Genomic DNA, 25,565 nt, shown 5'->3' on the forward strand with positions numbered 1-25,565 from the left:
GTCGACCACGCGGAACTCCGCATTTACTCCACTTTTTCAGCCGGAATCACTCGAAGCTCTTGCGACGCAGCATTATTCGATGAAGTAACTGCAGGCTGTCGATGCTGGCAGAAAAGGTGAGGCAAGTTGATCGCAGAGAGCTGAATCCTGTTGGGGCTGAACAGGAAGTTCCGGATATTCACCGCCGCCGAAGTGGGTGCGAATGATCGGGAAGAGAGACCGGGGCGACATTCCAAATCTACGGCAGACGCTGCGCTCGGCCGGATAGTGACGGTCTTCGCGATGCGCCAGCGAATCTGGAAGACCTCGGTGTCGAAGGGGTGGAGGCGTCCGGCGGATGGCGGTGCATCCACTTCCAGGCGCGGGATGCGTTCGGCCTGTGGAGCATTCACGACGGTCAGCTCCACCAGACGGGTGCGCACGCGACCGCCGCGTCGACCAGGTCTTGTTTGGTGACCGCGCAGAGCACACCGATGAGCAACTCCACGGGGCTACCGACGCGGTTGTGGAACGTCGCCCGGGTGATTCTCGTGCGGGCCGCGAGCTCGGCCACCGTATCCGCGAAATCGGTTGTGCCGAACCCAGTTCCACGATGGCGCGTTCGAGCGTACGGGTCGTCCGGACAACCGGGGGATCGGGCTGAACGCGCACCGTTGGCGGCGAGCGCGGGCACCGCCACGACCTGTCCGATCTTGGAGGGAATGTTGACGAAGCGGGGCCGTGCGCTGGCCAGGGCGCTGCCGTTGGCGACAGTGTCCCGCCGCTTGGGCATCGACTTCGTCGCGCGGGCGCAGCCCGTGGAATCGGTTGTGCCGCACGGTGCGAGGCGGTGGCGCGCCCGCCTTGGGTGACTCCCTAGTCGTCTGCCAGAGTGTTGGTTCCATGGCTCGCCGCGTCGGTATAGCGGTGGGCCAGGCGCGCGAAGGCGGCGTGAAGTTCGGCCGGGCCCACGACCTCGATGTCGGCATCGAACCTGCCGATGGCCGCGGCCAGGCCGACCCATGACCATGAGCCCATGCTGAGCCGACAGCGGTTCGGGCCGAGTTCCTCGACCACTGCGTCGCGGGTGTACCGGGATACGACGGTGGCGGGCAGGTTGAGCAGCACCTCGCCGCGGCAGGGCCAGTCGCCCGAGTCCCCGGAGCCACGGAACCTGCCGGTGACGAATGCGGCTACGTTCCCTCCGGGCAGTTCCTGCGGGGTGAAGCGGGGTCCCCCGGGGATGCGCGGAGTGATTCGATCGGCGCGGAAGATGCGCCAGTCGTTGCGGTCGAGGTCCCAGGCGACGAGATACCAACGCCGGTCCCAAGATACGAGGTGGTGGGGTTGCACCTGGCGCGGTGGAGATCCCGCGGCACCGTCGCCGGTTTCCGATGGGGATACGTAGTCGAAGCGCAGCACTTCGCGGGCTTGGACGGCAGCGCTGAGTGTCGTGAGCACGCTGGGGTCGACGTGTGGGTCCGGCCGGGCCGCGGGCCGGTCGACGGCAGTGACCTGGAAGGCGTCGATGCGGTGGCGCAGGCGTGCGGGCATGACCTGCCGGACGGTGTTCAGGGCACGCGCCGCGGCTTCCTCGATCCCCGCGCCGGTTGTGGTGGCGAGCTGAAGTGCGACGGCCAGGGCGACGGCCTGTTCGTCGTCGAACAGCAGCGGCGGGAGTTGCGCACCGGCGCCGAGCCGGTACCCACCGTCGGGACCTTTGATCGCCACTATCGGATAGCCCAGCTCGCGCAAGCGGTCGACATCGCGGCGCACGGTGCGTGGACTGACCTCCAGCCGCTCGGCCAGCAGTGTCCCCGGCCAGTCCCGGCGCGTCTGCAGCAGCGAGAGCAACGACAACAGCCGCGCGGAGGTCTTCGGCACATTTCGCATTCTGCCCGAAGAAGAGGACACATCCTGACCGCTTCCGAAGCGACTGTTGCCCACGCAGGTATCAATTCGAAGGTAAGGAGCCGACCATGGCCGTCACGACCACCACCCACCTGAACTTCCGCGGCGACGCGCGACCCGCACTGGAGTTCTATCGATCCGTATTCGGCGGCGATCTCGCCGCTGTCACATATAAGGACGCCGGGAACATCGAGGAGGAGGCCGACCAGGTGATGTGGGGCCAGGTGCGCGCCGACAACGGATTTCACGTCATGGCCTACGACGTACCCTCGCGAATGTCCTTCGACAGAGGTGAGAATCCCTTCTTCGTCTCCGTGCGCGGCGAGACCGTCGACGAGGTCAGCGGCTACTGGGACAAGCTCTGCGACGGCGCGACGATCGTGATCCCGATCGGCCCGGCGGGCTGGTCGCCCGCCTACGGAATGCTGCGCGACCGCTTCGGCATTGTCTGGGTTGTCGACGTCGTGAGCGAATACTCCTGAACGAGCTGCCCCGGTCCGGTCTCGGACCGGGGCAGTCGCGGACTCCGATCGAGCTGGGGCCGTTGGATTTCCGGTCGATCGACGGGGCACGGCGACGGTGAGCGATTCGTTCACTCGGGCCACGCCGGGTTCTGGATGATCTCGACGAAATCGATTCGTACGAATCCGAGAAGTACCGCGCACCCGTGATCTCGCTGTGGCGGGATCAGCCGAGGTGGGCGCTCAATAGCCAGGCCGGAACCGACTTGCGGCCGGTGGGCTCGTCGCGTATGCCCTCGAACCGGAACATCGGGCCGCCCGCAGGCGATCCGATGTCGCCTTCGGGCAGGTCGCCATGGATACGCGCCGGTCTGATCTCATCGACCACCCAGTAGTTCTCCACCGCCGCACGAAGCTCGTCGGCGGTGACCGGCGCGGGACCCGGTACGGGTGCATCGGGCAGGGCGGCCCGGTCGAAAACCAGCGCGTAATAGGACGCGCCCGGCGCGGCGGCGCGCACGATCGACTGCTGATAGCCCGCCCGCGCCTCGACCGGGATCGAATGGAACAGCGTGCTGTCGACAATGGTGCCGAAGCGGCCGTCGTAGCCGGTAAAGGAGGTGATATCGGCGACCTCGAAGGAGGCGTTGCCCAGGCCGCGCCGGGCGGCCTCGGCGCGGGCCAGCTCGATCGCGGTCGGTGACAGATCCAGTCCCACGGTGGTGTAGCCCTGTTCGGCCAGATACAGCGAGATCGCCGCCTCCCCGCATCCGACATCGAGGACATCGCCATGGAATTTGCCCTGCTGGATCAGCGCGGCGAGCTCGGGCTGGGGTTCCCCGATACTCCACGGCGGTTTGACGCCCGGCCCGAACGGGCCGGCTGTGCCTTGGTAGACGGCTTCGAAATCGAAATCATCCGGATAAGTCATAGCCTACGACTATCAGCGCTGCTGGTGGCTGTCAACGTCCGTGATGTAGGTGGTAACAGGTCCGAGCGGTCAGCATTTGCTGTCAGCATGCGCCACCAGCGGAGCTGCGGGTCGGTCGTGGCCCGAGACGGTGCCTTTGGGGGTCTGCCGGGATGCCACAGCGGTATCGGCGACCGGCCGGTAGTCGGTCGCCGATACCGCGCAAGCGTTAGTTGTGTGCCACGTCGATCAGCTGTTGGTGCAGCCAGGTCAGCGGGGTAGCGCCGCCGGGGCCGATCGTGTAATGCGGGTAGCTCTGGTGGATCCCGGACTTCACGAAATCGTCGATCTGCTGTTTGCGTTGTTCGTAGGCGGAGTTATTGAGCTGGTCGTGGAGCAGGCCGAGACCACCCGCGGCGAGAGCATCGGCAATGAGGTTGCCCGCCTGCTGCTGATAGATACCGAACTGGCTGGGGTCGGCGTTGGAGATCTGGGCGAAGAATCCGGCTATGCGAGCGGCGAAGTCGCCGTCGGGGGTTGCGCAGTACAGATCTCCTACGGCGCAGAAGGTGTAGGTCTTCGGGGTGAGCCAGCCGAAACCGCCCAGGCGTGGACCACCGGCGCCAGCGCCCACGACGGGCGGGCCGATCAGGTTGTCGGTGGGGGAGCGGCGGGGGTCGGAGATCAGCCCGACCAATTCCACGCGGTTCGGCGCTACGACGCCGAACCCGGTGCCTATCTCGGCGGCGAGATCACCGGCGGCGTCGGCGCCCTGGCTGTAGCCCACCAGCGCGAATCGTGTTGCGCCGCAGCGCTGGGCCATCGCGCTGACCAGGCCACGGGCATTGTCGAGGGCTTCTCGTTTGGAGCGGCCGTACACATCGCCTTCCCAAGGGAACGCGGTCGCCGCGTAGGCGACGTAGTCGGTCTGGACGTTGCCCGGCAAGCCGTTGGCGACGGCGGCGAGCATCCCTTGGCCCGGTTCGGACTTCGACGTTTCCCAGGTGCCGGGGACCGCTACGACATACATGTCGGGGCACTGCTGTGGGGCTGCTTGTGCGGTCGATGCCGCGCCGACCGGAAGGGCAGCGCTCACCAGTGCAGCCGCGCATGCGGCGGTGTTCTTCCATCGAGAAAACATCGTCTACTCCCAGGGTTTCACGGCTGAGGGCATGGTTCGTTCGGCGAAGGTTACTTCGCGAGTGTAAAGGGCGTGTCGGGATAGCGCTGGGGTAGCAGGACAGTCGTGCGTACGCCCGGCCGACGATAGACCGCCGGAGGCGTCCCGTCAGACCGCCGGAGGCGTCCCGTCCGAGTTCGCCACGGCAACGAACTGCCGCGGCGAGTAGGACCGCGTCCGAGGTGCCAGCGGCATCCGGCCAGGTGACGGGCTCGCGCGCACGGCTGGTGGGGTTCCGCGGGGAAATTCTTACTCGGGCCCCGAATTTCGTTGTGTAGACCTGGAAGTCGCTGATCGTCGGTCAGCGCGCCCGCCGTCGCCGTCACCGGCGCGACGTCCTCGCGCACCATGCCGAGCAGGTAGGCCAGCAGATACGCGGGCACATGGTATTTGCGCAGGCCCATCATGTGCACCCGATAGCCCGTTAGCCCAAGGCATTCGCGCAGCCGACAACGGTGGCCGCGTTGACACCGACCGCCGCGGCCAGCTCCGATACCGTCATGGAGGCCACGGCCTCCGGATCGGCTATCACCCGTTCCGACAGATTGCGATGCGACCGCGACAGCGAGTCGGCCGCAGCAAGGCACTGGACATCACCGCATCGGTGGCCTGGTGGCCGCGCATCCCGAGATCGCGGAACTGGACCTGAATCCCGTCCTGGCCTCGGGTAGCGGCATAGTTCCGTTGGATGTTCGGATCGTCATCGCACCCGAGGAGTAGATCGTGAGTGAGCCCGTCCTGATCGAGCGCACCGGCGACGTCGTCGTCTGGACCCTCAATAACCCGCAGGCCCGCAACGCGATATCCGATGCCGAGACGGTGGACGCGCTCGAGCGGGCGGTGTCGGACGCCAACGCCGATCCCTCGGTGCGAGTGGCGATCCTGACCGGTGCCGGCACCGCCTTCTCGTCGGGCGGCAACATCAAGCACATGCGCGACCGGGCCGGCATGTTCGGCGGATCACCCGCCGAGTTGCGGCAAGGCTATCGGCACGGGATCCAGCGCATCCCGAAGGCCCTGTATCACTGCGAAATTCCGACCATCGCGGCGGTCAACGGCCCGGCCATCGGCGCGGGCTGCGATCTGGCCCTCATGTGCGATATGCGTATCGCCGCCGACACCGCGACATTCGCCGAGAGCTTCGCCAAGGTCGGCATCATCCCCGGTGACGGCGGCGCCTGGCTACTGCCGCGTGCCGTGGGCATGGCTCGCGCCAGCGAGATGGCGTTCACCGGCGAGCCGATCGATGCGGCCACGGCACTGGACTGGGGGCTGGTCTCGGCGGTCGTCGAACCCGACGGACTGCTCGACGCGGCTCACGCACTGGCCGCCCGGGTCGCCGCCAATCCACCGCACGTGCTGCGCATGACCAAGAAGCTGCTCCGCGAGGGCCAATGGCAGAGCCTGGAAAGCCTGCTCGAACTATCCGCCGCACTGCAGGCCATCGCCCACCAGACCGACGACCACCACGAAGCCGTCTCCGCCATGCTCGAACGCCGTGCACCCAAGTTCACGGGCCGGTAGGCCAAAGGCTGCGGATTCCGGATTGATGGGCCCGGTGCCGGTCGGCATGATGCGTGACCGGGAGATCGAGAAAACACGTCGTCCGCCGATCCGACAGCACCTACGCCGCGAGATGTGCGCGAGGCGAGCGGCCGCAGCTTGTGTCAGGGCGTGCCCAGCGCAGTTGTGGGGACGCCGTAGGGCAGGAACCGCACGCGACGGTGTTCATCGGTATTGTCGCGATGCGCACGCAAGGCCTCGAGCTCGCTCGGAAAAACCTGCTCGACCCTGGCCTCGCCGACGTCGTCGATGCTGTAGATGACCCACACCCCACTGCCGGTCTCGCCGGTGGTCTCGCCCTCCGGCTTCGGCGGCCGCGCACGCTCCGGCTGAACGAACTGACCGAGCAAAGACGCCAGCGTACTCGCGCTTGTGCGATCGATGTAGTCGCCGGCCTTTCCGAGGAGGTCGCGGAATTCGATCCCCACCTCCCGTAACGCGCGTTCGAATTCTTCCGGATCGATCCCGAAAGGCCTGTCGGGTGCCATCACATTGCTCCTGGAGACGAATTCGGCACTACGCCTTCAGTGTCCTCGCGCAACCCCGTCTTCGCCACGCCCGGTAATGATCATGGCTCGACGTGGCGAACTCGGCGCACCGGATCGGCTGTGCCAGGCCGCGCGTCTGGCAGCAAAGGAGTGCGTGTCGTCGCGCAAGGACGCGATGGGAAGGTTCTCAGCAGGTCGATGATGGCGCTGAGAGGGTTGCGCGTCCCGCGGCACCGCTACCTCGACGGGTTGCGTTTCGAGTTCCCGGAAATTTCGTGCCGTCCGGCGAGTTCATCGAACGGCACGAAACCCGGTGTTCAAGGAAGCTCCGGATGCACAGCGCGGAGAGCTATCTCGTTGGCACGCAAACGGAATCGTCATGTTCACCCGCCGTGGCTACTCGACACGGCGAATGATCAATTTGATCATGGCAAATCTGCTGCAATAGCCCGTAGTCGCCGATGTGTAGATTAGCGGCACAAAAGAAATCCGGCCCCTGGGGGGCGACACAGACGAAGTGGTGATCTACCGAGACCGAATCAGGAGGCGGGCTTGGGCTGGGTCAGGTCCCTGATACCGGTGATCGAATTGATGACGTTGAGGATGGCGGAGGTGCCGCCGTCGAGGGCCGAGCTGCCGGAGTCGAGCATGGCGGAGCCGGAGGACGATCCGGCCGAACCCGTGGACGAGCCGCCGTCGGCCGAACCCGAGCCCGAGCCCGTGCCCGCGGAGCCGGTGGCGGCGGACTTGGCGACGGGGGTGGCATCGGGGGTGGCAGCGGAGGCCATCGCGACCGGGCCGAAGAACAGGGCGGCGGCGGAGACGGTGGCGGCGGCGGCAAAGACCTTACGAGAGACCATGTACGGAGTTTCCTTTCACAGATGGATAACGACGCCATCACGGCGCACCACAAATGTTATGAAGAAGTGATCTGCAAATCTACCGTTGTTCTTGTGCGAATAATCACCGTTAACAATGGGCAAACAATGAATTATGCTGAGGTGACACAATTTGATCTTCATTTCACATGTGAATTCGAAGATCAAATTCGGTTGATTTCTTCGGCGGTGCCGCGTATCGGCGTGCGGCGGACCCGATTTCGTAGCGGACCTTCGATCCCGGCACTGCGCGATCTCGAGCCGGGAACGCGCTCGGGAGCCCGCTGGCATGACGGCGATCCGGCATCGACGGGCGAGTTGTAGCGCCACGCGACACATTCAGGACCTGATGCCGCCCCTAGCCGTCTCTCCCAAGCCGTGCTATGGGACCGCCGCGGATCGGCTGCGAACCCAGCTCATAGTGGAGATCGTCTGCCCAGACCGCGTCGTTGCCTCAGGGCGCCGCTCCCGAGCGCCGGACTCGAGATAGATCGCCGACCGCTGGCATATCTGGCACATGCGCGGTGCGGCGCTGGCGCGCGATTTGAGGCAAACGCCTCATGCGACCACGGAGGCGCCGGACCGATGATCAGGGCATGACAAAGCGAGTTCAGGAATCACGGAGATCATCGGCCATGAGCGAATTGACATTCGAACCACCGACCGTCGAGCGGTTCGGTACGCGCACTTCGGATCACGCAGGCGGCGGGCGGGTCGATGCGGTCAACGTAAGCCGGCAGGTCGGGGCGCGGCAGATTCTCCAGGAACTGTCGTTGTCGGTCGAACCAGGCGAGTTGGTCGCCATTGCCGGCGGCAGTGGGGCAGGAAAGAGCACATTGTTGGAGATCCTCGCGGGACTGCGACCACCGTCTGCCGGGGAGGTTCGGCATGACGGCGTGGTTCGCGGGGCCCGAGTCAGCGCCGATTCCCGTATCGGCTACGTGCCGCAGGAGGACATCATCCACCTCGAGATGCCCCTGCGCCGCACACTGCGCTATGCGGCGCGGCTACGGCTGCCCGCAGGCACATCGGCGGCCGAGGCGAACCGGGTAGTCGAAGAGACGATGCATGACCTCGACCTGGCTGATCGGGCCGAGGTGCCGGTCCGCGCGCTCTCCGGCGGCCAGCGCAAGCGGGCCAGTATCGCCGTGGAGCTACTGACCCGGCCACACCTTTTCTTCCTCGACGAACCCACCTCCGGGCTCGATCCATCGACCGCAGCCGACGTCATGCGCCTGCTGCGCCGACTCAGCCAGCGCGGAGTCACAGTCGTCCTCACGACGCATGAGCCAGCTGGCATCGACCGCTGTGACCGGGTGGTATTTCTGGCGCGCGACGGCCACTTGGCCTTCTCCGGCAGCCCGACCGAGGCTCGGCGCTACTTCGGCGTGGCGGATCTCGCCGAGGTGTACGACCGGCTCGCTCGTGAGCACACCCCGCAGATCTGGGCGGAGCGATTCGCGGCCAGCGGTGGGAAGTCGAAAGACCGGCACGGCTTGGCGCTACTGCCCACCCCTGCCACCCGTTCGGACCTCGAGCGCACGGGCACGGTCCGGCAATGGTGGCTACTTACCCGACGCAATGTTGATGTTCTCCTTCGCAACCGGCTGACCCTGGCGGTCCTGCTCGGCTCACCGGTGCTGGTCACTGCGATGATGGCGACGCTGTTCAAGCGCGGCGCGTTCGATCCGCGTGGCGAAGCCGACCTCGGCCCGGCCCAGATCGTGTTCTGGATCGCATTCGCAGGCTTCTTCTTCGGCCTCACCTACGGCCTGCTCCAGATCGTCGGGGAGATGGCCGTCTTCCGGCGGGAGCGCCTGGCCGGGCTCAGCGTGGGCGCCTACGTGGCATCCAAAGTGACAGCGCTGCTTCCGGTGCTGGCTGGAGTGAGCGCGGTGCTCCTCGGTGTGCTGCGGGCGCTCGGTCGACTCCCCGCCGTTGGATGGGACGTGTCCGCCTTCCTGTTTGTGACGATTGTGATCGAGGCGACCTCGGCACTGGCCCTCGGATTGCTCGCCTCGGCCGCGGTCTCCAACGCCGCGCAGGCCGCCCTTGCCCTGCCGATGCTCTGCTTCCCTCAGGTTCTGTTCGGTGGCGCCATAGTCCCCGTTGACGAGATGGCCCTCCCAGGACGCCTGATGAGTCTCGGCCTATCCAACCGCCATGCATTCGAAGCACTGGGTCGCGACCTGGATCTCGACCGGTACACCGCCACGCTGCCGGCCATGTCCGCCTACGGCGACACCTTCCACGGAGGCACCGGCGCCAGTCTCATCGCGCTCGCCTCGTTCGCCGTTGGCCTCATGCTGGCCACGGTATGGGTGTTGGACCGGCGGTCCCGGCCCAGCGCATCCCGGCGATGAAGGCCCCGCGCAGTCGGTCCCGCCAGATGGCTGAACAGATGTCGGCGGGGCCCCGGGCGTGCGGTGCCGACGCTGCTTCAATTTCCCACGGCCGCATTGACCGGGAAGCTCGCCAGACCCCGATCGATCGCGGCAAGACTGGCCTGCGTGCGGTTGTTGACGCCGAGCTTGGCGTAGACACGTTCGACGTGGTTGCGCGCCGTTTTCTCGGCGATGAACAGTTCGGCGGCGATTTCTCGGTTCGACCGGCCCTGCGCGACGAGTCGCAGGATCTCGACCTCGCGGTCGGTCAGCCCGGCCGGCCAGGGCGTCCGCCGCGACATCCGCGGACCGGCCACCGCCAGCACGGCCGCGGCCGACTCGGCGTCGAAGCGTCCGGCGCGCGCCTCCTTTCTCAACCGATCGGCAGCGCCGCGAGGATCGAGCGCCGGCCGGTGGGGACGCGGCTCGAGCAGTCGCTGATAAGCCTCCGCCGTGGCGAGCAGCCGGTCCTGCGCGGTCAATTCCGCGCCGGCGATCCCCCGGGGAAAGCCGGACCCGTCGATCCGTTCCCGGTGCTTCATTGCGACGGCCACCACCGACTCCAAGCCGTTGACTCGGCTCAGTATCCGGCCGGTCAGATCCGGATACATCCGTACCCGCTCCCATTCAGCCGTAGTGAGCGGCCCCTTCTTCTCCCAGATCTGGTTGGACACTCCCATTTTGCCGAGGCCGTGCACTAGGCCGGCACGGTAGAGATGCGTGATGTCCGACGGCGACATGCCCAGGTGTCGGGCTGCCCCGGCCACCAGATTCGCGACCCCACGTGAATGCCCCAGAGTGAAAGGACATTTGAGATCGACGAAATCAGCCATGGCCTCGAGTAACTCGTCGCTCTCTCGGGCCGTCAGGGTTCGGTCACGATCCGGTGCTTGGGCCAACGCTGTGGTCCAGACGTCGATTTCGAGCAACCCGTCCACGATCGCCGCCGCGTCACGATCGAACACCGCCGCCACGGCTGGGCTGAACTGACTGCCGCGCCGAGAACGGAGAACATCCTTCGCGTGCTCGAGCCCACCCGTCCGCAGGTGCACCTCGACGACGTCTGCGACGTGAGCGATGTGGATCTCGACCGGGATATCCTCTCCGCGAGAACCGTTGGGCAACCCCCGGCCGTCCCAGCGCTCGAAGGCGTAGGCCAGCGCCTTTCCGACCTGCCCGTCCAAGCCCATCCGATCGGAGAGAACCCCGGCGGAACTGCAATGCGACTGGATCAGTGTGGCGACCTGGCTGCGCGCCGTGACCAGAAAGGCAGCGGCACGGATGCCGCGCTCCCAGCCTGGCAATCCGCGTCCAACATGACTCATCATCAGCCGCAGATACGGTAGGCCGGTCATGTCCACCCCGTAGGTGTCGGCCCGGAAGGCGATGTCGTCGCCGAAGAGCGCCGAGAGTTCGTGAGAGTCGGCATGACAACCGATCCACGCGACCAGATCGGCGTAGTACACGGTCGCTCGCTGTTGCGGGTCGAGCCCCATCCGCTCGGCGATCCGTGTCGCGATCAAGGACGACCGAAGCATGTGTTCCATCGGCTGACCCAGACCGAGGTCGATCGCAAGCGATATCGCGGCCAGCAGTTCGGCTCTGCTCAGCCCCTTTCCCGAGCCGGGCAGCGTCCCGTGCGGGTACATCTTCCCATTGTCCACCCGAACAACGGCCATCTCGGCGCGAAGGACGAGGCACCGGCCTCGGTCATCGCGACGACACCGATCCTGTCAGCCCGCCCCGGGCCGGCCAAACCCAACACCTACCCGCGACTCATTATCGGGCTTGGTGGGTGCCGGTCATGGGTGCTGTTGCCAGTCGAGGCGATCAACGCGAACGCTCACTCGATCCTCGTGACCGGCGGCGGAGTCCAGTCGCCCGACAGTACTTGGGGCTTGGGCCAGTACATGCGCAGGTTCATCGAGAAGGGACCGGTCGCCGGTGCCGGCAGCCAGTTCGATTCCTTGTCCGCGCCTGGCGAGTCGCGCTGGATGTACAGGTCGAGCGAGCCGTCAGGGTTGAAGTGGAGCTTGTCGCGATCGCCGATGGCGTACCGGTTGATCGGGTTGGCGGCGAAGAACTGACCCTCGTTGTACATCGTCAGCGACCAGAACCCGCGGACCGGAGGAATCTGGTTGTTGGCGAAGTGCAGCATGTAGCGGCCGTCGCTGGTGAACGGTTTCCCATTCCCGTCGGTGAACGCGGTCGGATAGATCGCGTCCTCGATCGTGTTGGCGCCCAAGCCCGCAAACGCAATGCGTGCCCGTGCCCGGTAGTCGGTTCCGTAGGTGCCGATGCCGGTCATCCAGGTGCGCCACCCGTTCTGCGGAACAGCGCTTTTGGTCACGCTCGACTTGATAGCCCCGAGCGTTGTCGCGGGAGCTGCCTCGAGCGCCTGTCGCGCCTCGGGTGGCGCGGCCGCGAGCGAGAACGATCGGCCTGCCTCGATGCCGATGCGCGCCATGCGCTGCAACATCGGAGAGTCGTTGTCGTGTGGTGGGTTCACCTTCATCAGTTCGGCGAACAGACCGAAATATTGCTGTGGGCTCATCTTTTCGATCTGCTCCACCGGGGCCGTCTGTACATCCCACGCGGGATCGATGGCGGTCTTCGGTGCGGTGTACTGCTTTCCGAATTGGCTGAGCGGCGTCGCGATGAGTCCGTCCTGGAACTTGTGTACCTCGGGGTAGTCGGGTGTGCCGTTGGTTTGGGTACGGCCGACGATCCAGCCGGTCAGGGTCGGGCTGTGGATCAGCAGGGCGCCCGCCGGGAGTTCACCATTCCAGCCCTTTGCGGCGAGTACGATCGTCTGCTCCTGATTGCCGGTGGTGCGGCTGCCCGGTGAAGCGAAGACGTCGGTCCACATGTCCATCATCTCGAACAGGTGATAGCGCTCGCCGGAGGAAGGAATACGAATGGCGAGTGGCTCTTTCGATACGTCGAACCAGAGGCTCGAATACAGCGTGTCGGCGTTGGGCCGGACCACTCTGGTGAAATTCGCGTCGGGGAAGGCTCGCAAATTCTCGAACTGATTCATCGGCGCCTTCTGCATGGACGCGCGCCGCGTGAGTTCGGTGAGAACGAGCGGATAGGCGTAGGTGTAGGTATCGGCCGCTATTTCCCGGGCGTCGTCTGCGGAGACCGGCGCCGGTGCCGCGGCGGCCGCGCCCGAACCGGAGTTCGTCGTCTTCGCGGGTGACGGCGTGCACGCTGCCGCGCAGACCAGCAGGGCAATCGCGCAGACTCCCGCGATGCTGCTCCGATAACCCTTGCCGCCGATGGACGTGGTGGTGCCTGTCCGCTTCGGATGAGGTGCCGGGTCTTCCCGGTGCCCGACCGCGCGGATCGGTGCGGAATCGGTCATTATCGTGTCCTTGTGTGTGGTGGATTCGGACTGCATCAGTCCCCGCTGGGAGGCTCATAGCGCGGCGTTCAGGGCGTGTAGGACGAGGGCGCGATGGGAGTAGACGACACCTTTTGGGGGCGGCCTGTTGTGCCGGAGGTGTAACACATTGCCGCAGTGCGGCATTCGTCGAGCATCGGCCAATCCATCCGGTCGGCTCCCGCGATCAGCTCTCCGAAGTCCAGCATCCCGGCTGGCGCTGTCCCGCCGTGATCGACAACGATGACGTGTTCGAACGAGTGCGCTGCCGGGAACACATTCTCACGGCCCCGCAACAGTCGCGGCGGGCAATTGTGCTTGTGTCACAGTCGCCGGAACTCACGCAACATGTTGCCGTGCCGCAGGAAGCATCGAATCGTCAAATGGCTGAAGGGGCTTGATCAGTGGTGCGAGCAGCTCACCGGCACGTTGAGCGGTGAGGACGTCTTCGGGGGCGAGTTTGATGAATTCTCGCGTGGATGTTTCGTACTCCCACACATCCTCGCCGATCAGCCTGCAGCGGTCGTCGTAGGGCCACAGCATCATGGTGGCGGTGCGAACCAAATACATTGCATCGGGGTCGATTTCGGGAAATCCCTGAGCAAGTTCGGCCCCGATGGTCTGCTGGTAAACGATGCCACGCGAGACGATCATGTGGTCACTGACAGCGACTTCTTCATCTTCCGCGTAGAAGACGCATTGGTCGGTTTCGGTCCATGCCCGGTACACGGCCTGCACCTGATCGACTCCTTCGAGCCGCAACTTCTGCTCCAAAGTTTCGAATCGATAGACGGGGTTGGCGACGGTCATATCCGGCTCGAAGATCTCCTCGAAGCGTCCGGCCATCTCGAGGTAGCGATGCCGGTTGTACGCCTCCAGCAGGTGACGATGTCTCGGGTTCTCGGTCACCGCGAGTGCGCGATCGACGGCGATGTTCGTCTTGGTGATGTCCATATCGAGCACTGATGTGGTCCTTCTGTTGGCGAGTTTTGATGTGAAGCGATGCCGATGAGCCTGCAGTTGACGGGTGTCCGGCCACGCTGTCGGTGACGTGTCGGGTGGGTACCGCCGTGCCGGTCGATCGCTGATGTCGAAAGTAAGAGACGGGGCTCACATTCTCTCGGCCTACCGTGACAACGTTGCGGGCGCCATTTGTGCCGCCAGTACAGTTCTGCGGTCACGGCGAGCCGACGAGCCAGCGGAGCGGTGGCCCGTGAGAGCGCGTACATGATGAGGTGCGCCTGGGCCGCGATGGGTGCTACGGCGCGGTTGTGGTCGATTGGACGGAGGATGTTGCCTTCGCAGCGCTCGGTACCGCCGATCCCGAACTCGCGCTGGTATTCGTCACGGGTGGTGTCGTCGTTGGGCCACAACGACGACACCACCTGGGAGAGAACCGCAGCCGTAACCGTGCCGCCGAGCGCCTCTCGGCTCATCCGAAGACCGTCAGCTACCGAGTTCACCACGCCGAGGCGCTCCTCGGTCGCAGTGTCGAGAGGCTCGACCTCGGGCCCTGGCAATGCTGCCCACACTGCCTGGTCTGACCCGACCCCGGGCGAACGAACTGTGACGCCAGCACAATTCGCGCCACGAATACTGTCGCGGAGCGCCGAGAGAATGTGAACTGGGTCACCTATGGTTTCGGCCCAGCGAGCAATCAGCACGCAGCAAATCCAACTGGAGCACGTTCACCGCGCACTGCATCGAAAAATGGGACGTGGGAACAAGCGCCGCCGTATCCGAAGGTGTACTGACTGTCGCCTCGACGACGGCGGATCGAATGATGAGGATCGAATGAATCTTCGACAAGGGATATACGCGGCCATGACCGCCGCAGCCGTCGCCGTGCCGCCGGTAATGGCAGGTCAAGCGGCTCCGGCCGCCGCGGCGCCACTGGGCTCGCCCGCGGTGGCTACTCCCGCACCGGCCGACGCCGCGGCTGGATTGCACTATCGGGCAGCTATCGAAGGCATGAGCGTCGTAGCCACCATCGATGACGGCAGCTTCACAGCGGACCCCGCGGCCGGGCAGGTCGCGCTACGCGACGCTGATGGTGTTGTAGTGGATACCGCGCTGCTGCGATTCGCGGTCGATGAAGCGCAGTACCCCATCGATGCGCAGATTTCCGCCGACGGGCGCACGTTGCGCTTGACTCCGCAGCTGCCCACCGTGTCCCCGGGCCGGTCCGGGATCCAGCTGGTGGCCTCGCCGCTGGAAAACCAGCTCGCCATGAACGATCTCATCAATTCGGTGAGTTTCGGCTTGTCGGCGGGCAGCCTGATCGGCACCATCGTCGGCGCGGTCGTCGGCATCGGTGCGGGCCTGGCGGTATCCGGCGCATCCTGCGTGGTGCTCAGCGTCGGGTGCGTGCTGGCGGTCGTTCCGATCGTCACCGTGATGGGAGCGGTCGGCGCAGTGGCGGGCCTGATCCTCGGCGGAGGGCCCGGCCTGGCCGCGGGAATGTGGAACTACTACACCACCCTCAACGCCGCGCCCGGGCAGAGCCCGTATGCCAGCCAGCTTCCGGCGTTCCGGAATCCGGCGCCGCGCGAGGAGGCGGGTAAGTGAACCTTCGGCGGGGAACTTTGACCCTGGTGACCGCGGCCGCGACAGCTGTGGGCACGCTCGCCTACGCACAGCCCGCCACCGCCGAGCCTGCACCAACCGAACTGCACCTTCGGACCGATGTGACAGACGGCTGGGTTGTGACGACCATCGACGTCGGCATGTTCGCTGTGGCAGCGGATGGACGGTCGATCTCGGTGGTCGACGACGCTGGGCGATCGGTGGCCGAGCTGCCGCTGGCCTTCGCGCTCGGAGACCGGAAATACAACATCCAGCAGGCTGTTTCGAGCGATGGCCGATCCCTGCGACTTGCCCCCGATCTGGCCAGCGCCCAACCGCTCACGCAGCCGGTTGCTTCGCCGCTGGAGAACCAGCTCGCGACGACCGAAGGCGTGACCAAGCTCGGTATGGCGCTGGCGGTCGGTCCGCTGGCCGGCGCCATCGCTGGTGCGATCGTCGGTGTCGTGGTCGCGCTGGCATCATGTGCTGTCCTGGCTGTCGGCTGCCTGCTGACCGGTCTGCCCATCATCGCGGTGTTCGCCGGTATCGGCGGGCTGGCTGGCACCGTCGTCGGCGGTGGGGCGGGCGCGGCCTACGCGGCATGGACCTATCTGAACACGCTCAATGCCGCACCAGGCCAAAGTCCTTACGCCAAAGACGATGTCGGCACCAACGGCGCTGGTGTCCCGGACTCGGTCCTGCGAGTGCCGAAGCTGCCCACCGGCTCGGCCGGCGGTAGCAGCAGCGGCAGCGGTAAAGGCTGACGCCGGTGGCTCGGCCGCTCGATCGGCCGAGCCACCGGATTTGCCGTGTCCGTCGTGACGGTGATGCCTTCGAACAGCTGGGCCTCGACGGCGGCGACCGCGTATAGGCCGGCCGCTGTGCGGCCTTGAAATCCGCCAGGTCGGCCTGGGTGGACGCGACGTCTGACATGGGTTGTCCTTTACGGTCGTTGCCGATTCCGGAAGGCTAGGCGCGCGCACGCGCGACCTACTCGTGCCTGCGTGACGACGTTCATGCCCGCGACTGTCGCGTGGCGACAACGGCGATCCGTCCTTGGCATGCCACGACAATCCGGAACCGGCGCATTGTCGCCGCGCGCCGAGGCCCGCACCTGTCCGGCTGCATACAGCCGCAGGACATTCATGGCCGTAGCGGTCATCGATCACGAAGGGGGATCCGTTGTGTTCGCCGGGCGGCGCCTGCGCGGACAGCTTCACAGACGACGGCTGGTTCCGCACCGGGCGACATCGCTCGCGGAGCCGGCCGCGGCGGCATCCGCATCTGCGAGCGTGCGAAGGACCTCGTGAAGTCCGGCGAAACTTTGTCGCGAGACGACAATTCGCTGCTAGCCTGCGGACGTGGAACCGGAATGGCCGCCGGCAAGGGAGCCGGCCGCGTTGCAGGCGTGGCGCAACGTGCTGCGTCCTATCGCCGCGGAGCTGCGCGCTGCCGCGGCTGAGCTGACCCAGCAGATGAGTTCGGTGTTCGCGGTCGAGCTGCCGCATGTCTTTCCCGACGACGCCACGCTGGCGGAAAACCAGGTCAGCGCCGAAGCCAGCGTGCTGGCGCTGGCGCAGATGATCGAGCGCGGAGGAGACCCCCAGTCGGTGGAACTGCCCGTCGCGACCGTCGCGATCGCCCGGTCGGGGGTGTGGCGGCAGCAACCGCTGGCCGATCTCCTGCGCACGTACCGGTTCGGCCACGAGCTGGGGTGGCAATGGATCTTCGGGCGCATCGTCACCCTGGCGAAGGATTCCGCCGAACTGATCGCGGCGGCCGAGCTGGCCTCGCGATGGCTCTTCGCATACATCGATGCGACGGTAACCCGCGCCGCCACCGTGTACGACGACGAACGCGAGCATTGGCTGCGCAGCGCGATGGCCGCCCGCGGTGAGGCGATCGAGGACATCGTGGCCCGCCGGGAGACGGACATCGCCCGGGCCTCGACCCGACTACGGTACGAGCTACGGTGCCACCACATCGGACTGCTCGCATGGTTGGACACCCCTCCGGCGGACGGCGACGCCCAGACCATGCTGGCCCGCGCGGTCACCGACCTGGCCGACGCCGTTCGCGCGGACCCGCCGCTGATCTACCCGTCGGGAGTGCTGTCGTGCACCGGCTGGCTCAGCCGCGGCGCAGCGTTCACCGAGGCGGAACTGGCTGCGCTGGCGCGTATTAGGTTGAGCGGGGTGCGAGTCGCGGTGGGCGAGCCCGGCGCGGGCTTGACGGGCTTCCGCCGCAGCCACCTCGAAGCGACCCAGGCGCGGCGCGTGGCCATCCTGTCGCCTAACGTGACCACGCCCACCCGGTACGCCGATGTCGCGCTCGCTGCGCTGACCAGCGTCGACGCCGAACTCGCCGGTGAGTTCGTCACCCGGGTGCTCGGGCCGCTGGCCGCGCCGGATGAGGGAACCCGTCGGCTGGCCGAGACTCTCGCCGTGTTCCTGGACGAGAACCGCAGCCGCAACCGGGCCGCGGCGCGGCTGAACGTACACCCGAACACCGTCAACTATCGGGTACGGCAGGCCGAGCAGCTGCTCGGCCGCAGCATCGACACCGCATCGCTGGATCTTCGTGCGGCACTGGCGATGCTGCCGACGGTGCGCGGGCAGACACCGCACTGACACAAACCGAGTTCCGCCACGGCGGATCTCTGCGACACCGTCGTCCTACGCCGCCGGTGCGATGCCGGGTGCGGCTCACACCGCGAGCTTCGCCAGCTGCCGGGACAGCCACCGCGCCAGCGGTGGGACGGCCCGCGACAGGCCGTACATCAGGTGCGCTTCGGGGGCGATCGGAGCGACTGCCTTGTTCGCATCCACCGCGCGCAGAATGTTCAACGCGACCCGATCGGGCGTGTAACCGCGTTTCGCGTACAGGGCGGCCATCTTCTCCTGGCGTGCGTCGGCGTTGCCGCCGCGGATCGGGCTGCTGGTGGTGATCGCGGTGTTGATCACGCCGGGGCACACGGCAGTGACACCGATGCGATGCTCTCGGAGTTCCATCCGCAGCGCCTCGGAAAGTCCGAAGACCGCGAATTTGGTTGCGCTGTAAGCACTCAACGCCGGGTTGGCCAGGATGCCGGCAGCGGAGGAAACGTTGACCACATGCCCGCTGCCGCGCTCGATCATCGAGGGCAGGAACGCGGTGTTGCCGTGGACCACACCCATCACATTGATTCCGATCAACCGCTGCCAATCCGTCGGCGTCGTCTCCAGAAACCCGGCGACCACGCCGATGCCGGCGTTGTTGACGAGCAGGTCCACTCCGCCGAACCGCTCCAGCACCTCCTTGGCGAACGCGGTCATCCGGTCCGCGTCGGTGACGTCGACCGTCTGGGTGTAGACCTGCACGCCGTTGGCGCGGGCGCTGATCGCGGTCCGCTCCATGCCGGCGGTGTTCACGTCGCACAATGCCAGGCGGGCGCCGCGGCGGGCGCACGCCAGTGCCAGCTCCTGGCCGATGCCGCTGCCTGCGCCGGTGATGACGACGACGCGGTGGGTGAGGTCCTTGGTGGACAGGGACATGTCGAGCTCCTTGATTTCGATGAGGTGGGCGTGCGGAGGCGGCGCAGCGACAGCCATCCCACGGGATTCGGACCTCAGCCGTGAACTGCGCGGCGGCGGCCGCGGGCCGGTCGCGGCGGCTCGGTCGGCCGCAGGTCGGGATCGCCCGGCTGGGTATCAGGCCTCCGGCTGCCACGGGTCGGTGGCCACCAGCGCCGATGTGGTCAGCGCGGCGGAGCGGTGCACCGCGATGGCCTGATAGCCGGGATCGAATACCATCTCCAGGAACTTCGCCCGGGACGGGTACTCCACCACAACCACGGTGTCCCACCACGCGAGATCCTCACCGCCGATGACGATCTCCCGGGCATCGCCGGCGTACAGGATCCGGGCGCCGACGCGATCCAGGTGCGGTTGTACCGCCCGTGCGTAGCGAGCGTAGCTGTCTCGGCCACCGTCCGGTGCGTCGTTGAAGGTCAGCAGATTGATCATCACCACCGGCCCGTCGGCCGACTGCGCGGCTGCGACGAACCCCGCGATCTGCTCCTCGCTGGGGTCGATATGGGTGGTGGTCGTCTCAGCCACGGTGTCTCCTCGGGGTCGTGAGCCGGTGCTTCACGAAATTAAGCAGAAATGCGGCCACGGCTCTCGATCCACGGTGACAACACTCGATCGCGGGCTTGTACTGCCGCGACAGCCACCTCGCGCGGTTGTACCGCGTTGACAGCCGTGTGCTCTCACGTTGGTGTCCGGCGCCGAGGGCGTTGGCGCTTGGGGCTTATCGTGGCCGCGCCGAATCGACGCAGACCACTCAGGAACCCTTGTGTCCTCGACATTCCCCCTCCGACCCGCCGTCAACCAGATCGCGATGTCCGTGCTGGACCTGCGCGAGACCGAGCGCTGGTTCCGCGACGGGCGGCAGCGGATGTGGATCGCTCAATAGGCTGTTTGTTCGAGCGCGCGCTCATAGCCGCGTTGCGGTCGTTCGGATGAGCCCGCCCGTTCGCATCACGAATTCCAGGCCGCTGCCTCAGGCGTTGTCGGCCGAGAACGCGGTAGGGCTCGACTGCCACGCCTGCGTCAACGAGTTCTTCAAGAGACGCTTCAGTACGCGCACCTCGGCGCTATCGGCCCGGCGTGGGTACAGCGTCTCCTCCACTATCTGCAGGAACCGCTGACGGGTGAGGCCAAAGGCCACCAGCAGTTCGCCGGCGGTGGCGCCGCCGAACGGCGCCCAGCGGATCGCGAAACCGATCAGGGACTTCGCTGCCGCGTCGAGAGACTTCGCGCTCTCGAGAAGCTCACACTGGCGAAGCCATGTCCGGACCCACGATGCGTTGTAGCGATGCTGGTCGGCGGGACGACGCGGCGACCGCATATCGTCCGGAGTACTCCCGCGCAGTGATAGGGGACGAACGCCATCGTCCGAACCGGCTGCCGCGGGGCAGATGGCGAACACCGGGAAACGATCCACCCGAAGACGAGGCTCGAATCGCACCCGGATCGGCTGATCGGAGAACGGCGGGACGTCCCCTTTGATCGTCGTGTACAGCCACGGACCCTCGTCGAGTTCCACAATGGCGATCGTCAACGGCGTCACCGGAGCGTGCGCCCGGCTCACACTGCGGTGCACCAGCCGCCACGACACAATCGAACCGAGACCAGACGCAGGCGCCCACTCGAGATCCCAGGACCGACACGACGAACACTCGGCGGTCAGCGGCGCGAACAACTTGTTACAGCGCCCACAACGCCGAATCATCAATTCGGTTTCGGCCCCGTTGTCGCTGGCCTCGAATGTGTGCTCGGACATGGAAAACTCGGTGTCATAGATATGAATGCTGTCCCACCGAGCATCTCGTTTTCGGCGCCCGGCCACGACGGTCGATCTACCCGGGTGCGTACCTATTTCTGCCCGGCGGTCCTGCGGGCGATGGGCCGTCCGGCAGGGTCCAGGGGCCCGAGCCGGACTCCCGTGTCTGGGCCGCAGGTGCCGATTCCTCCGACCGATCAAGATTGGTCAGAACGACCGAACCGCGCGGCCCTCGCGGTGTCTGCTCGTACCGCTGGGCGCGCGTCCTGAACGTTCGATTATGCCGATTCCAGTGCGTCTCGAGCCGCCCTGGTTCTGTGGGCTGACCTGGGTCAGCGCGCGGCTGATCGCGACTGGCACTGGTCGGCCAACGAGATAGCACTGTTTCGGAGTGTCGTGCGCGTGGGTGCTGTCGGCGCTGGACCGGTTGTGCTGGCAGTGATGCCGAATCGTGCTCTCGTGGACCGAGTCGTATCACGGCCGAGGTGGGAGATCGAGATATGCGGCCGTTGCTATTTGCACGAACGATCGGATCAACGGGTTGGTGTCGCCCTCGTTCCAAACCACCACCACCCTGCTCGGCGCCATATCGATCAGCGGGACCGCGGCCAATCCCGCGGGCACAGTGTGCCCGAGAGGAGTTATGCCGACGGTGCCGTTCCAGAGCACGGCCTGCACACATTCCTGGACGACCCGCACAATCGGGCCTTCACGCGGCTCGCCTCCGTTCCAATAGGTCTGCCAGACGGGGTCGGTGCCGTCGGGGAACTGGAACCAGCGACGGCCGGCCAGATCGGCCAGCTTCAGCTGGTCGCGGCGGGCCAGCGGATCGTCGGCACGTAGTACCGCCCCGACCGGGTCGGCACGCAGCTCACGCGCGGTCAGGGCGGTGTCGTTGAACGGCGCACGGGTGACAGCGACGTCGACAAGTCCGGCTTTCAGCCCGCACGTGGGGTCGGTGAGGTCGGTATCGCGGATACGGATGTCGACCTCTGGGTGCTTGCGGCGGTAGGCGGCGGCCAGCTTGGTGATGCCGGGGTCGGTGCCATCTCCCAGGATGCCGATGGTGAGGTTCGTGTTTGCGGCCGCGGCGGCCACCCTCATGCTGACGCGGTCGGCCTTATCGAGCAGCAGGCGTGCCTCATCGAGCAGCACCGCCCCGACCCGGGTGAGACCGACGCCGGTGGGCGACCGGTCGAAAAGAGCTGCGCCGACTTCGGCCTCCAGCTGCTGGATGGCGCGGCTCAGCGGCGGTTGGCTCATGTGCAGCCGGGCGGCGGCGCGACCGAAATGGCGTTCCTCGGCGACAGCTACGAAGTAACGCAGCGTACGTAGCTCCACGCTGGCACGATACCCGTCCGGTATCGGCATCACAGAACAGGTCTTGGACACCCCGGACATCCGGGCGGTGCAATCGATACATGACCAACGAAGCAAACAGCGACGAAAAGAACTCCGGTGCAACAGTTTCGGTAGTGCGGCCCGGCGAGGGTGAGTCGATCATGTTGGGTGCCACGCGAATGCGCGTTCTCGAGGACGGCAGCAACACCGGGCACCGTCTCGGGATCGCCGAATCCGTCTTGGCCCCATACACTCCGGGACCGCCGCAGCACCGGCATGCCCAGCACGACGAAGGGTTCTACATCATCTCCGGCACGGTGCGTTTCACCGTCGGCGACACCGATTACGACGCGACAGCGGGCACGTTGGTGATGGTCCCACCCGGGGCTCCGCACACCTTCGCCAACATCACCGGCCAACCGGCCGTCATGCTCAGCACCTTCACACCCGACTTGTATGTGCAGTACTTCCGCGACCTACAGGACATGATCGTCGGCGGCCGGGAACTGACACCGCAGGTGAACGTCGAAGTCATGAGCCACTACGCGACCGAGCCCGCCACCGACTTCGCTTGAACCCAGGGGGTCGAAATGCCTTTGCCTCGGCCCGCGCATATCACCGCTGGATGGAATTGTGAACATCGCTTTCTGGATCGTTGCCGGCCTGCTCGCCCTCTTCTACCTCTATGCAGGCGCACTGAAGATCACCCGAAGCCGGGATCGACTCCGGCCCATGATGGCCTGGGTGGACCGCATACCACTACCCGCCGTCCGGGTCGTCGGCGTGCTCGAAGTTCTCGGCGCGCTCGGGCTGATCCTTCCACCGCTGACCGGCCTCGCGCCTTGGCTCGCCGTGGCCGCGGCCACCGGTTTCGTACTCCTACAACTCGGTGCGATCCCGGTCCACCTGACTAGCAAAGACCGACAAATCGGCCTCAACATCACACTTCTTCTCCTGGCAGCCGTGACCGTGTGGCTGGCGATCGCCGGGGTGTGATCTACAAACCGTTCCGCTGACGACGGTCCAGGTCAACAAGCTGATTGCTTCGCTGGGCGATATGGCGGCGGTCCTCAACGCTGGCGTGCCGGAGGACAAGATCGCGCTCTATACGTCGCTCAACGTCGAGATTCACTACGACCACCGACAGTAAATCGTCACAGTGTTGTGTGTTTAGCACTGGTGTCGCAGATCATCGCGGCGTACGGGGGCGGAGCGTCCGCCAACCAGCTTGCCAGCGAATACAAGCTTGCCAAGGGCAGCATCCTCGAAATCGTGAACTCCGGAGGTGCTGCCGTTCGTCGGCGATGTCGTCTGTCGAATGAGGAGATCGATCAGGCCCTACAACACCCGCGACCACTGCTACGCCGAGGCCGGATGGTGGCCTGGTGATCACCGGACCAGGAGCCGCGGGTCGCTATGTGGCGCGGTCAGTGGTCAGCTGCGAGACGGTCCAGCCACTCTCGAAGCAGGTGTTGCTCGGCGGTGGTGAGGGTCGTTTCGTCGGGGAGGGTGGCGCGGAGGGCGCGGGCCGCGCCGGCCGGGCCGGTGTCCTGGACGGCCGGGTGTTCGTTCGTGACGGCGGTGACCATGGCCTCTCGGAGGGCGGTGAGCAGGGCCGGGTCGCGGTCGGCTGCCGGCAGGGACAGCCAGGTCAGGACCGCGCCCCGGCCTGTGGCGTGAATGATCCCGGCCGCGAGTTGCTCGTCGACACGTAACCAGCCGCCTGCGGCGAGGCGACGGACCCGTCCGCGCAGGATCTTCAGTCCGGCCTGGAATGCGGCTGACTTGGTGCCGGCGGGTTCGCTGTACATGAGGGTGTAGAGCGCGGGGTTGGACAGGCCGAACTCGACCGCGAGGTCCCACCCGGACCGGAGGTCTTCGATGAGGTCGGCCGGGTCTGGGTCGACGTGTTTGCCGGCGACGAATTTCGCGAAACCGTACTCCGCCACCGCTTCCAGCAGCCCGTCCTTGTCGCCGAACAGCCGATAGATCGCCGGTGGTTGCAACCCTGCCGCGTCGGCGACTGCGCGAGTGGTCACCGCGTCCCGACCCGCACGCTCGAGCAGGTCGGCGGCGGCTTCGATGACGCGCTGCCGGTGCTGTTCGCGAGCCGACGTCGTGCCGTCGGGTTCGACGGTGGTCGTGCCGTTCCTGCGTGGCGTGGGCGATGTCATGAATCAACGATAACGCTTGACTGTTTCCAATGAAAGTATCACTGTTATCGCGTAGACGTTTCCAATGGAATCTAGAGGGAGAACAGCATGATCATCGTGACCGGAGCCACCGGGCTGCTGGGCCGTCGGATTGTCGAGAGCCTGCTGATGCGAGTGCCCGCCGACCAAGTGGGTGTGAGCGTTCGCGACCCGCGAAAGGCGCGAGACCTGGCCGAGCGCGGAGTACGGGTGCGACAGGGCAGCTTCACCGACCCGGACAGCCTGTCCCACGCTTTCGAAGGTGCAAGTCAGGTGCTCATCGTGTCGGTCGACAAGCTCGGTGTGGAGGCCATGCGACAGCACCGGGCGGCCATCGACGGCGCTGTCGCGGCGGGCGCACGCCGCATCCTTTACACCAGCCATATGGGCGCCGGCCCGACCTCGCAGTTCGAGCCCTGCCGCGACCACGCCGCCGACGAGGAGAGGCTGCAGGCCTGCGGCGTGCCGTTCACATCGCTGCGCAACGGGTTCTACGCCACCAGTGCACTGCGGTTGTTCGGACAGGCCGCCGAGACCGGACAGCTCGTGTTGCCCGCCGATGGGGCGGTGAGCTGGACCACGCACGCCGACCTCGCCGACGCGGCCGCGGCGATCCTTGCCGAGGAAGGCCGATTCGACGGTCCCACACCGCCATTGACCGCTGCGCAGGCCTTCGACTTCGACGAGGTTACCGCCCTCGCGGCCGAGCTCACGGGCCGAACCATCGAGCGCGTCACCGTATCCGACGAGGCATTCCGGCAACAGATGGCGGGCTACGGCGTCCCGGCCGAGCAGGCGGACCTGATGGTGGATATCTTCGCCGCCAGCCGAGCCGGTGAATTCGCCACGGTCGACCCGACATTGGCGAAGTTGATCGGCCGCGAGCCGATCAACTTCGATACGGTTCTGCGCGAGGCGTTGTCGGCGAGCTGATAGCTCTGCGCTACTGAGGGCCTGTGTCCTTCGAGCGGAGCCGCGGCCCGCCCCACCGTCAGCACTGAAC

27 protein-coding genes are annotated in these 25,565 nt (G+C 66.2%); 12 read left to right on the forward strand and 15 right to left on the reverse strand.

Annotated features, from left to right (window positions below):
- Positions 1 to 23: 23 nt before the first annotated feature.
- The 3 genes from ACQP0C_RS13325 to ACQP0C_RS13335 all read right to left on the reverse strand — a co-directional run bounded on the left by ACQP0C_RS13325 (position 24) and on the right by ACQP0C_RS13335 (position 1,872).
- Positions 24 to 422 (reverse strand): hypothetical protein, encoded by a 399-nt coding sequence (locus tag ACQP0C_RS13325; protein WP_433733235.1) that lies wholly within the window; start codon positions 420 to 422, stop codon positions 24 to 26.
- Positions 398 to 772, reverse strand: coding sequence for a hypothetical protein (locus tag ACQP0C_RS13330; protein ID WP_433733236.1), 375 nt, complete (start codon positions 770 to 772; stop codon positions 398 to 400). Before ACQP0C_RS13330 ends, ACQP0C_RS13325 begins: the two co-directional genes overlap by 25 nt.
- Before the next feature lie 83 nt (positions 773 to 855).
- Complete coding sequence (locus ACQP0C_RS13335; RefSeq protein WP_433734531.1) at positions 856 to 1,872, reverse strand: helix-turn-helix transcriptional regulator; 1,017 nt, start codon at positions 1,870 to 1,872, stop codon at positions 856 to 858.
- Between the two features lie 86 nt (positions 1,873 to 1,958).
- Here ACQP0C_RS13335 and ACQP0C_RS13340 point away from each other — a divergent pair, with 86 nt between their 5' ends.
- Entirely contained in the window at positions 1,959 to 2,372 is a 414-nt protein-coding gene (locus tag ACQP0C_RS13340) for a VOC family protein (RefSeq protein WP_433733237.1), read from the forward strand.
- A gap of 205 nt (positions 2,373 to 2,577) precedes the next feature.
- Here the strand turns inward: ACQP0C_RS13340 and ACQP0C_RS13345 are convergent, their stop codons facing one another.
- Together ACQP0C_RS13345 and ACQP0C_RS13350 are read right to left on the reverse strand one after the other, a co-directional pair.
- Entirely contained in the window at positions 2,578 to 3,282 is a 705-nt protein-coding gene (locus ACQP0C_RS13345; RefSeq protein WP_433733238.1) for a class I SAM-dependent methyltransferase, read from the reverse strand.
- 208 nt (positions 3,283 to 3,490) lie between these two features.
- Positions 3,491 to 4,402 carry a cutinase family protein gene (locus ACQP0C_RS13350; RefSeq protein ID WP_433733239.1) on the reverse strand — a complete coding sequence of 304 codons (912 nt, stop codon included), beginning with the start codon at positions 4,400 to 4,402 and terminating at the stop codon, positions 3,491 to 3,493.
- A 648-nt stretch (positions 4,403 to 5,050) separates the two neighbouring features.
- Between ACQP0C_RS13350 and ACQP0C_RS13355 the strand changes: the two genes are divergently transcribed.
- Positions 5,051 to 5,161: an acetate--CoA ligase family protein gene (locus ACQP0C_RS13355; RefSeq protein WP_433734532.1), complete on the forward strand. Its 111-nt coding sequence runs from the start codon at positions 5,051 to 5,053 to the stop codon at positions 5,159 to 5,161.
- A gap of 3 nt (positions 5,162 to 5,164) precedes the next feature.
- Positions 5,165 to 5,965, forward strand: coding sequence for a crotonase/enoyl-CoA hydratase family protein (locus ACQP0C_RS13360; RefSeq protein WP_433733240.1), 801 nt, complete (start codon positions 5,165 to 5,167; stop codon positions 5,963 to 5,965).
- A gap of 143 nt (positions 5,966 to 6,108) precedes the next feature.
- Here the strand turns inward: ACQP0C_RS13360 and ACQP0C_RS13365 are convergent, their stop codons facing one another.
- Positions 6,109 to 6,492 carry a hypothetical protein gene (locus tag ACQP0C_RS13365; protein WP_433733241.1) on the reverse strand — a complete coding sequence of 128 codons (384 nt, stop codon included), beginning with the start codon at positions 6,490 to 6,492 and terminating at the stop codon, positions 6,109 to 6,111.
- A gap of 539 nt (positions 6,493 to 7,031) precedes the next feature.
- Entirely contained in the window at positions 7,032 to 7,352 is a 321-nt protein-coding gene (locus ACQP0C_RS13370; RefSeq protein WP_433733242.1) for a hypothetical protein, read from the reverse strand.
- A gap of 21 nt (positions 7,353 to 7,373) precedes the next feature.
- On the opposite strand from ACQP0C_RS13370, the gene ACQP0C_RS13375 reads away from it, so the two are divergent.
- Both ACQP0C_RS13375 and ACQP0C_RS13380 read left to right on the forward strand, forming a co-directional pair.
- Positions 7,374 to 7,694 carry a hypothetical protein gene (locus ACQP0C_RS13375; RefSeq protein WP_433733243.1) on the forward strand — a complete coding sequence of 107 codons (321 nt, stop codon included), beginning with the start codon at positions 7,374 to 7,376 and terminating at the stop codon, positions 7,692 to 7,694.
- Positions 7,695 to 7,966: 272 nt separating this feature from the next.
- On the forward strand, positions 7,967 to 9,733 hold the full coding sequence (locus tag ACQP0C_RS13380) for an ATP-binding cassette domain-containing protein (RefSeq protein ID WP_433733244.1): 1,767 nt from the start codon (positions 7,967 to 7,969) through the stop codon (positions 9,731 to 9,733).
- Between the two features lie 77 nt (positions 9,734 to 9,810).
- On the opposite strand, the gene ACQP0C_RS13385 is transcribed toward ACQP0C_RS13380, so the two are convergent.
- The 3 genes from ACQP0C_RS13385 to ACQP0C_RS13395 all read right to left on the reverse strand — a co-directional run bounded on the left by ACQP0C_RS13385 (position 9,811) and on the right by ACQP0C_RS13395 (position 14,048).
- Positions 9,811 to 11,403, reverse strand: coding sequence for an HD domain-containing phosphohydrolase (locus ACQP0C_RS13385; protein ID WP_433733245.1), 1,593 nt, complete (start codon positions 11,401 to 11,403; stop codon positions 9,811 to 9,813).
- A 194-nt stretch (positions 11,404 to 11,597) separates the two neighbouring features.
- The gene (locus ACQP0C_RS13390) at positions 11,598 to 13,121 is read right to left on the reverse strand and encodes a DUF1254 domain-containing protein (RefSeq protein WP_433733246.1); all 1,524 of its coding nucleotides are present in this window, start codon (positions 13,119 to 13,121) and stop codon (positions 11,598 to 11,600) included.
- A 357-nt stretch (positions 13,122 to 13,478) separates the two neighbouring features.
- The gene (locus ACQP0C_RS13395) at positions 13,479 to 14,048 is read right to left on the reverse strand and encodes a hypothetical protein (protein WP_433733247.1); all 570 of its coding nucleotides are present in this window, start codon (positions 14,046 to 14,048) and stop codon (positions 13,479 to 13,481) included.
- Between the two features lie 362 nt (positions 14,049 to 14,410).
- On the opposite strand from ACQP0C_RS13395, the gene ACQP0C_RS13400 reads away from it, so the two are divergent.
- The 4 genes from ACQP0C_RS13400 to ACQP0C_RS13415 all read left to right on the forward strand — a co-directional run bounded on the left by ACQP0C_RS13400 (position 14,411) and on the right by ACQP0C_RS13415 (position 18,334).
- Positions 14,411 to 14,683, forward strand: a complete 273-nt coding sequence (locus ACQP0C_RS13400) for a helix-turn-helix domain-containing protein (RefSeq protein WP_433733248.1) — start codon at positions 14,411 to 14,413, stop codon at positions 14,681 to 14,683.
- A 250-nt stretch (positions 14,684 to 14,933) separates the two neighbouring features.
- Entirely contained in the window at positions 14,934 to 15,707 is a 774-nt protein-coding gene (locus tag ACQP0C_RS13405; RefSeq protein ID WP_433733249.1) for a hypothetical protein, read from the forward strand.
- Positions 15,704 to 16,468 (forward strand): ammonium transporter, encoded by a 765-nt coding sequence (locus ACQP0C_RS13410; RefSeq protein WP_433733250.1) that lies wholly within the window; start codon positions 15,704 to 15,706, stop codon positions 16,466 to 16,468. The genes ACQP0C_RS13405 and ACQP0C_RS13410 overlap by 4 nt, the downstream gene beginning before the upstream one ends.
- A gap of 597 nt (positions 16,469 to 17,065) precedes the next feature.
- Complete coding sequence (locus ACQP0C_RS13415; protein WP_433733251.1) at positions 17,066 to 18,334, forward strand: PucR family transcriptional regulator; 1,269 nt, start codon at positions 17,066 to 17,068, stop codon at positions 18,332 to 18,334.
- A gap of 75 nt (positions 18,335 to 18,409) precedes the next feature.
- On the opposite strand, the gene ACQP0C_RS13420 is transcribed toward ACQP0C_RS13415, so the two are convergent.
- The 4 genes from ACQP0C_RS13420 to ACQP0C_RS13435 all read right to left on the reverse strand — a co-directional run bounded on the left by ACQP0C_RS13420 (position 18,410) and on the right by ACQP0C_RS13435 (position 22,370).
- Positions 18,410 to 19,237 carry an SDR family NAD(P)-dependent oxidoreductase gene (locus tag ACQP0C_RS13420; RefSeq protein ID WP_433733252.1) on the reverse strand — a complete coding sequence of 276 codons (828 nt, stop codon included), beginning with the start codon at positions 19,235 to 19,237 and terminating at the stop codon, positions 18,410 to 18,412.
- A gap of 156 nt (positions 19,238 to 19,393) precedes the next feature.
- A complete protein-coding gene (locus tag ACQP0C_RS13425; protein ID WP_433733253.1) occupies positions 19,394 to 19,801 on the reverse strand; it encodes a DUF1330 domain-containing protein in 408 nt (135 codons plus the stop codon).
- A 445-nt stretch (positions 19,802 to 20,246) separates the two neighbouring features.
- On the reverse strand, positions 20,247 to 21,029 hold the full coding sequence (locus ACQP0C_RS13430; protein ID WP_433733254.1) for a Zn-ribbon domain-containing OB-fold protein: 783 nt from the start codon (positions 21,027 to 21,029) through the stop codon (positions 20,247 to 20,249).
- A gap of 474 nt (positions 21,030 to 21,503) precedes the next feature.
- Positions 21,504 to 22,370, reverse strand: coding sequence for a LysR substrate-binding domain-containing protein (locus tag ACQP0C_RS13435; RefSeq protein ID WP_433733255.1), 867 nt, complete (start codon positions 22,368 to 22,370; stop codon positions 21,504 to 21,506).
- An 80-nt stretch (positions 22,371 to 22,450) separates the two neighbouring features.
- Here ACQP0C_RS13435 and ACQP0C_RS13440 point away from each other — a divergent pair, with 80 nt between their 5' ends.
- Positions 22,451 to 22,945, forward strand: a complete 495-nt coding sequence (locus ACQP0C_RS13440; RefSeq protein ID WP_433733256.1) for a cupin domain-containing protein — start codon at positions 22,451 to 22,453, stop codon at positions 22,943 to 22,945.
- A gap of 58 nt (positions 22,946 to 23,003) precedes the next feature.
- A complete protein-coding gene (locus ACQP0C_RS13445) occupies positions 23,004 to 23,366 on the forward strand; it encodes a DoxX family protein (protein WP_433733257.1) in 363 nt (120 codons plus the stop codon).
- Between the two features lie 431 nt (positions 23,367 to 23,797).
- On the opposite strand, the gene ACQP0C_RS13450 is transcribed toward ACQP0C_RS13445, so the two are convergent.
- On the reverse strand, positions 23,798 to 24,544 hold the full coding sequence (locus ACQP0C_RS13450) for a TetR/AcrR family transcriptional regulator (RefSeq protein WP_433733258.1): 747 nt from the start codon (positions 24,542 to 24,544) through the stop codon (positions 23,798 to 23,800).
- A gap of 87 nt (positions 24,545 to 24,631) precedes the next feature.
- On the opposite strand from ACQP0C_RS13450, the gene ACQP0C_RS13455 reads away from it, so the two are divergent.
- Positions 24,632 to 25,495, forward strand: coding sequence for an NAD(P)H-binding protein (locus tag ACQP0C_RS13455; protein WP_433733259.1), 864 nt, complete (start codon positions 24,632 to 24,634; stop codon positions 25,493 to 25,495).
- The last annotated feature ends 70 nt before the right edge of the window (positions 25,496 to 25,565 follow it).

The sequence above is a fragment of the Nocardia sp. CA-129566 genome, assembly GCF_050956075.1.
GTDB lineage: Bacteria > Actinomycetota > Actinomycetes > Mycobacteriales > Mycobacteriaceae > Nocardia.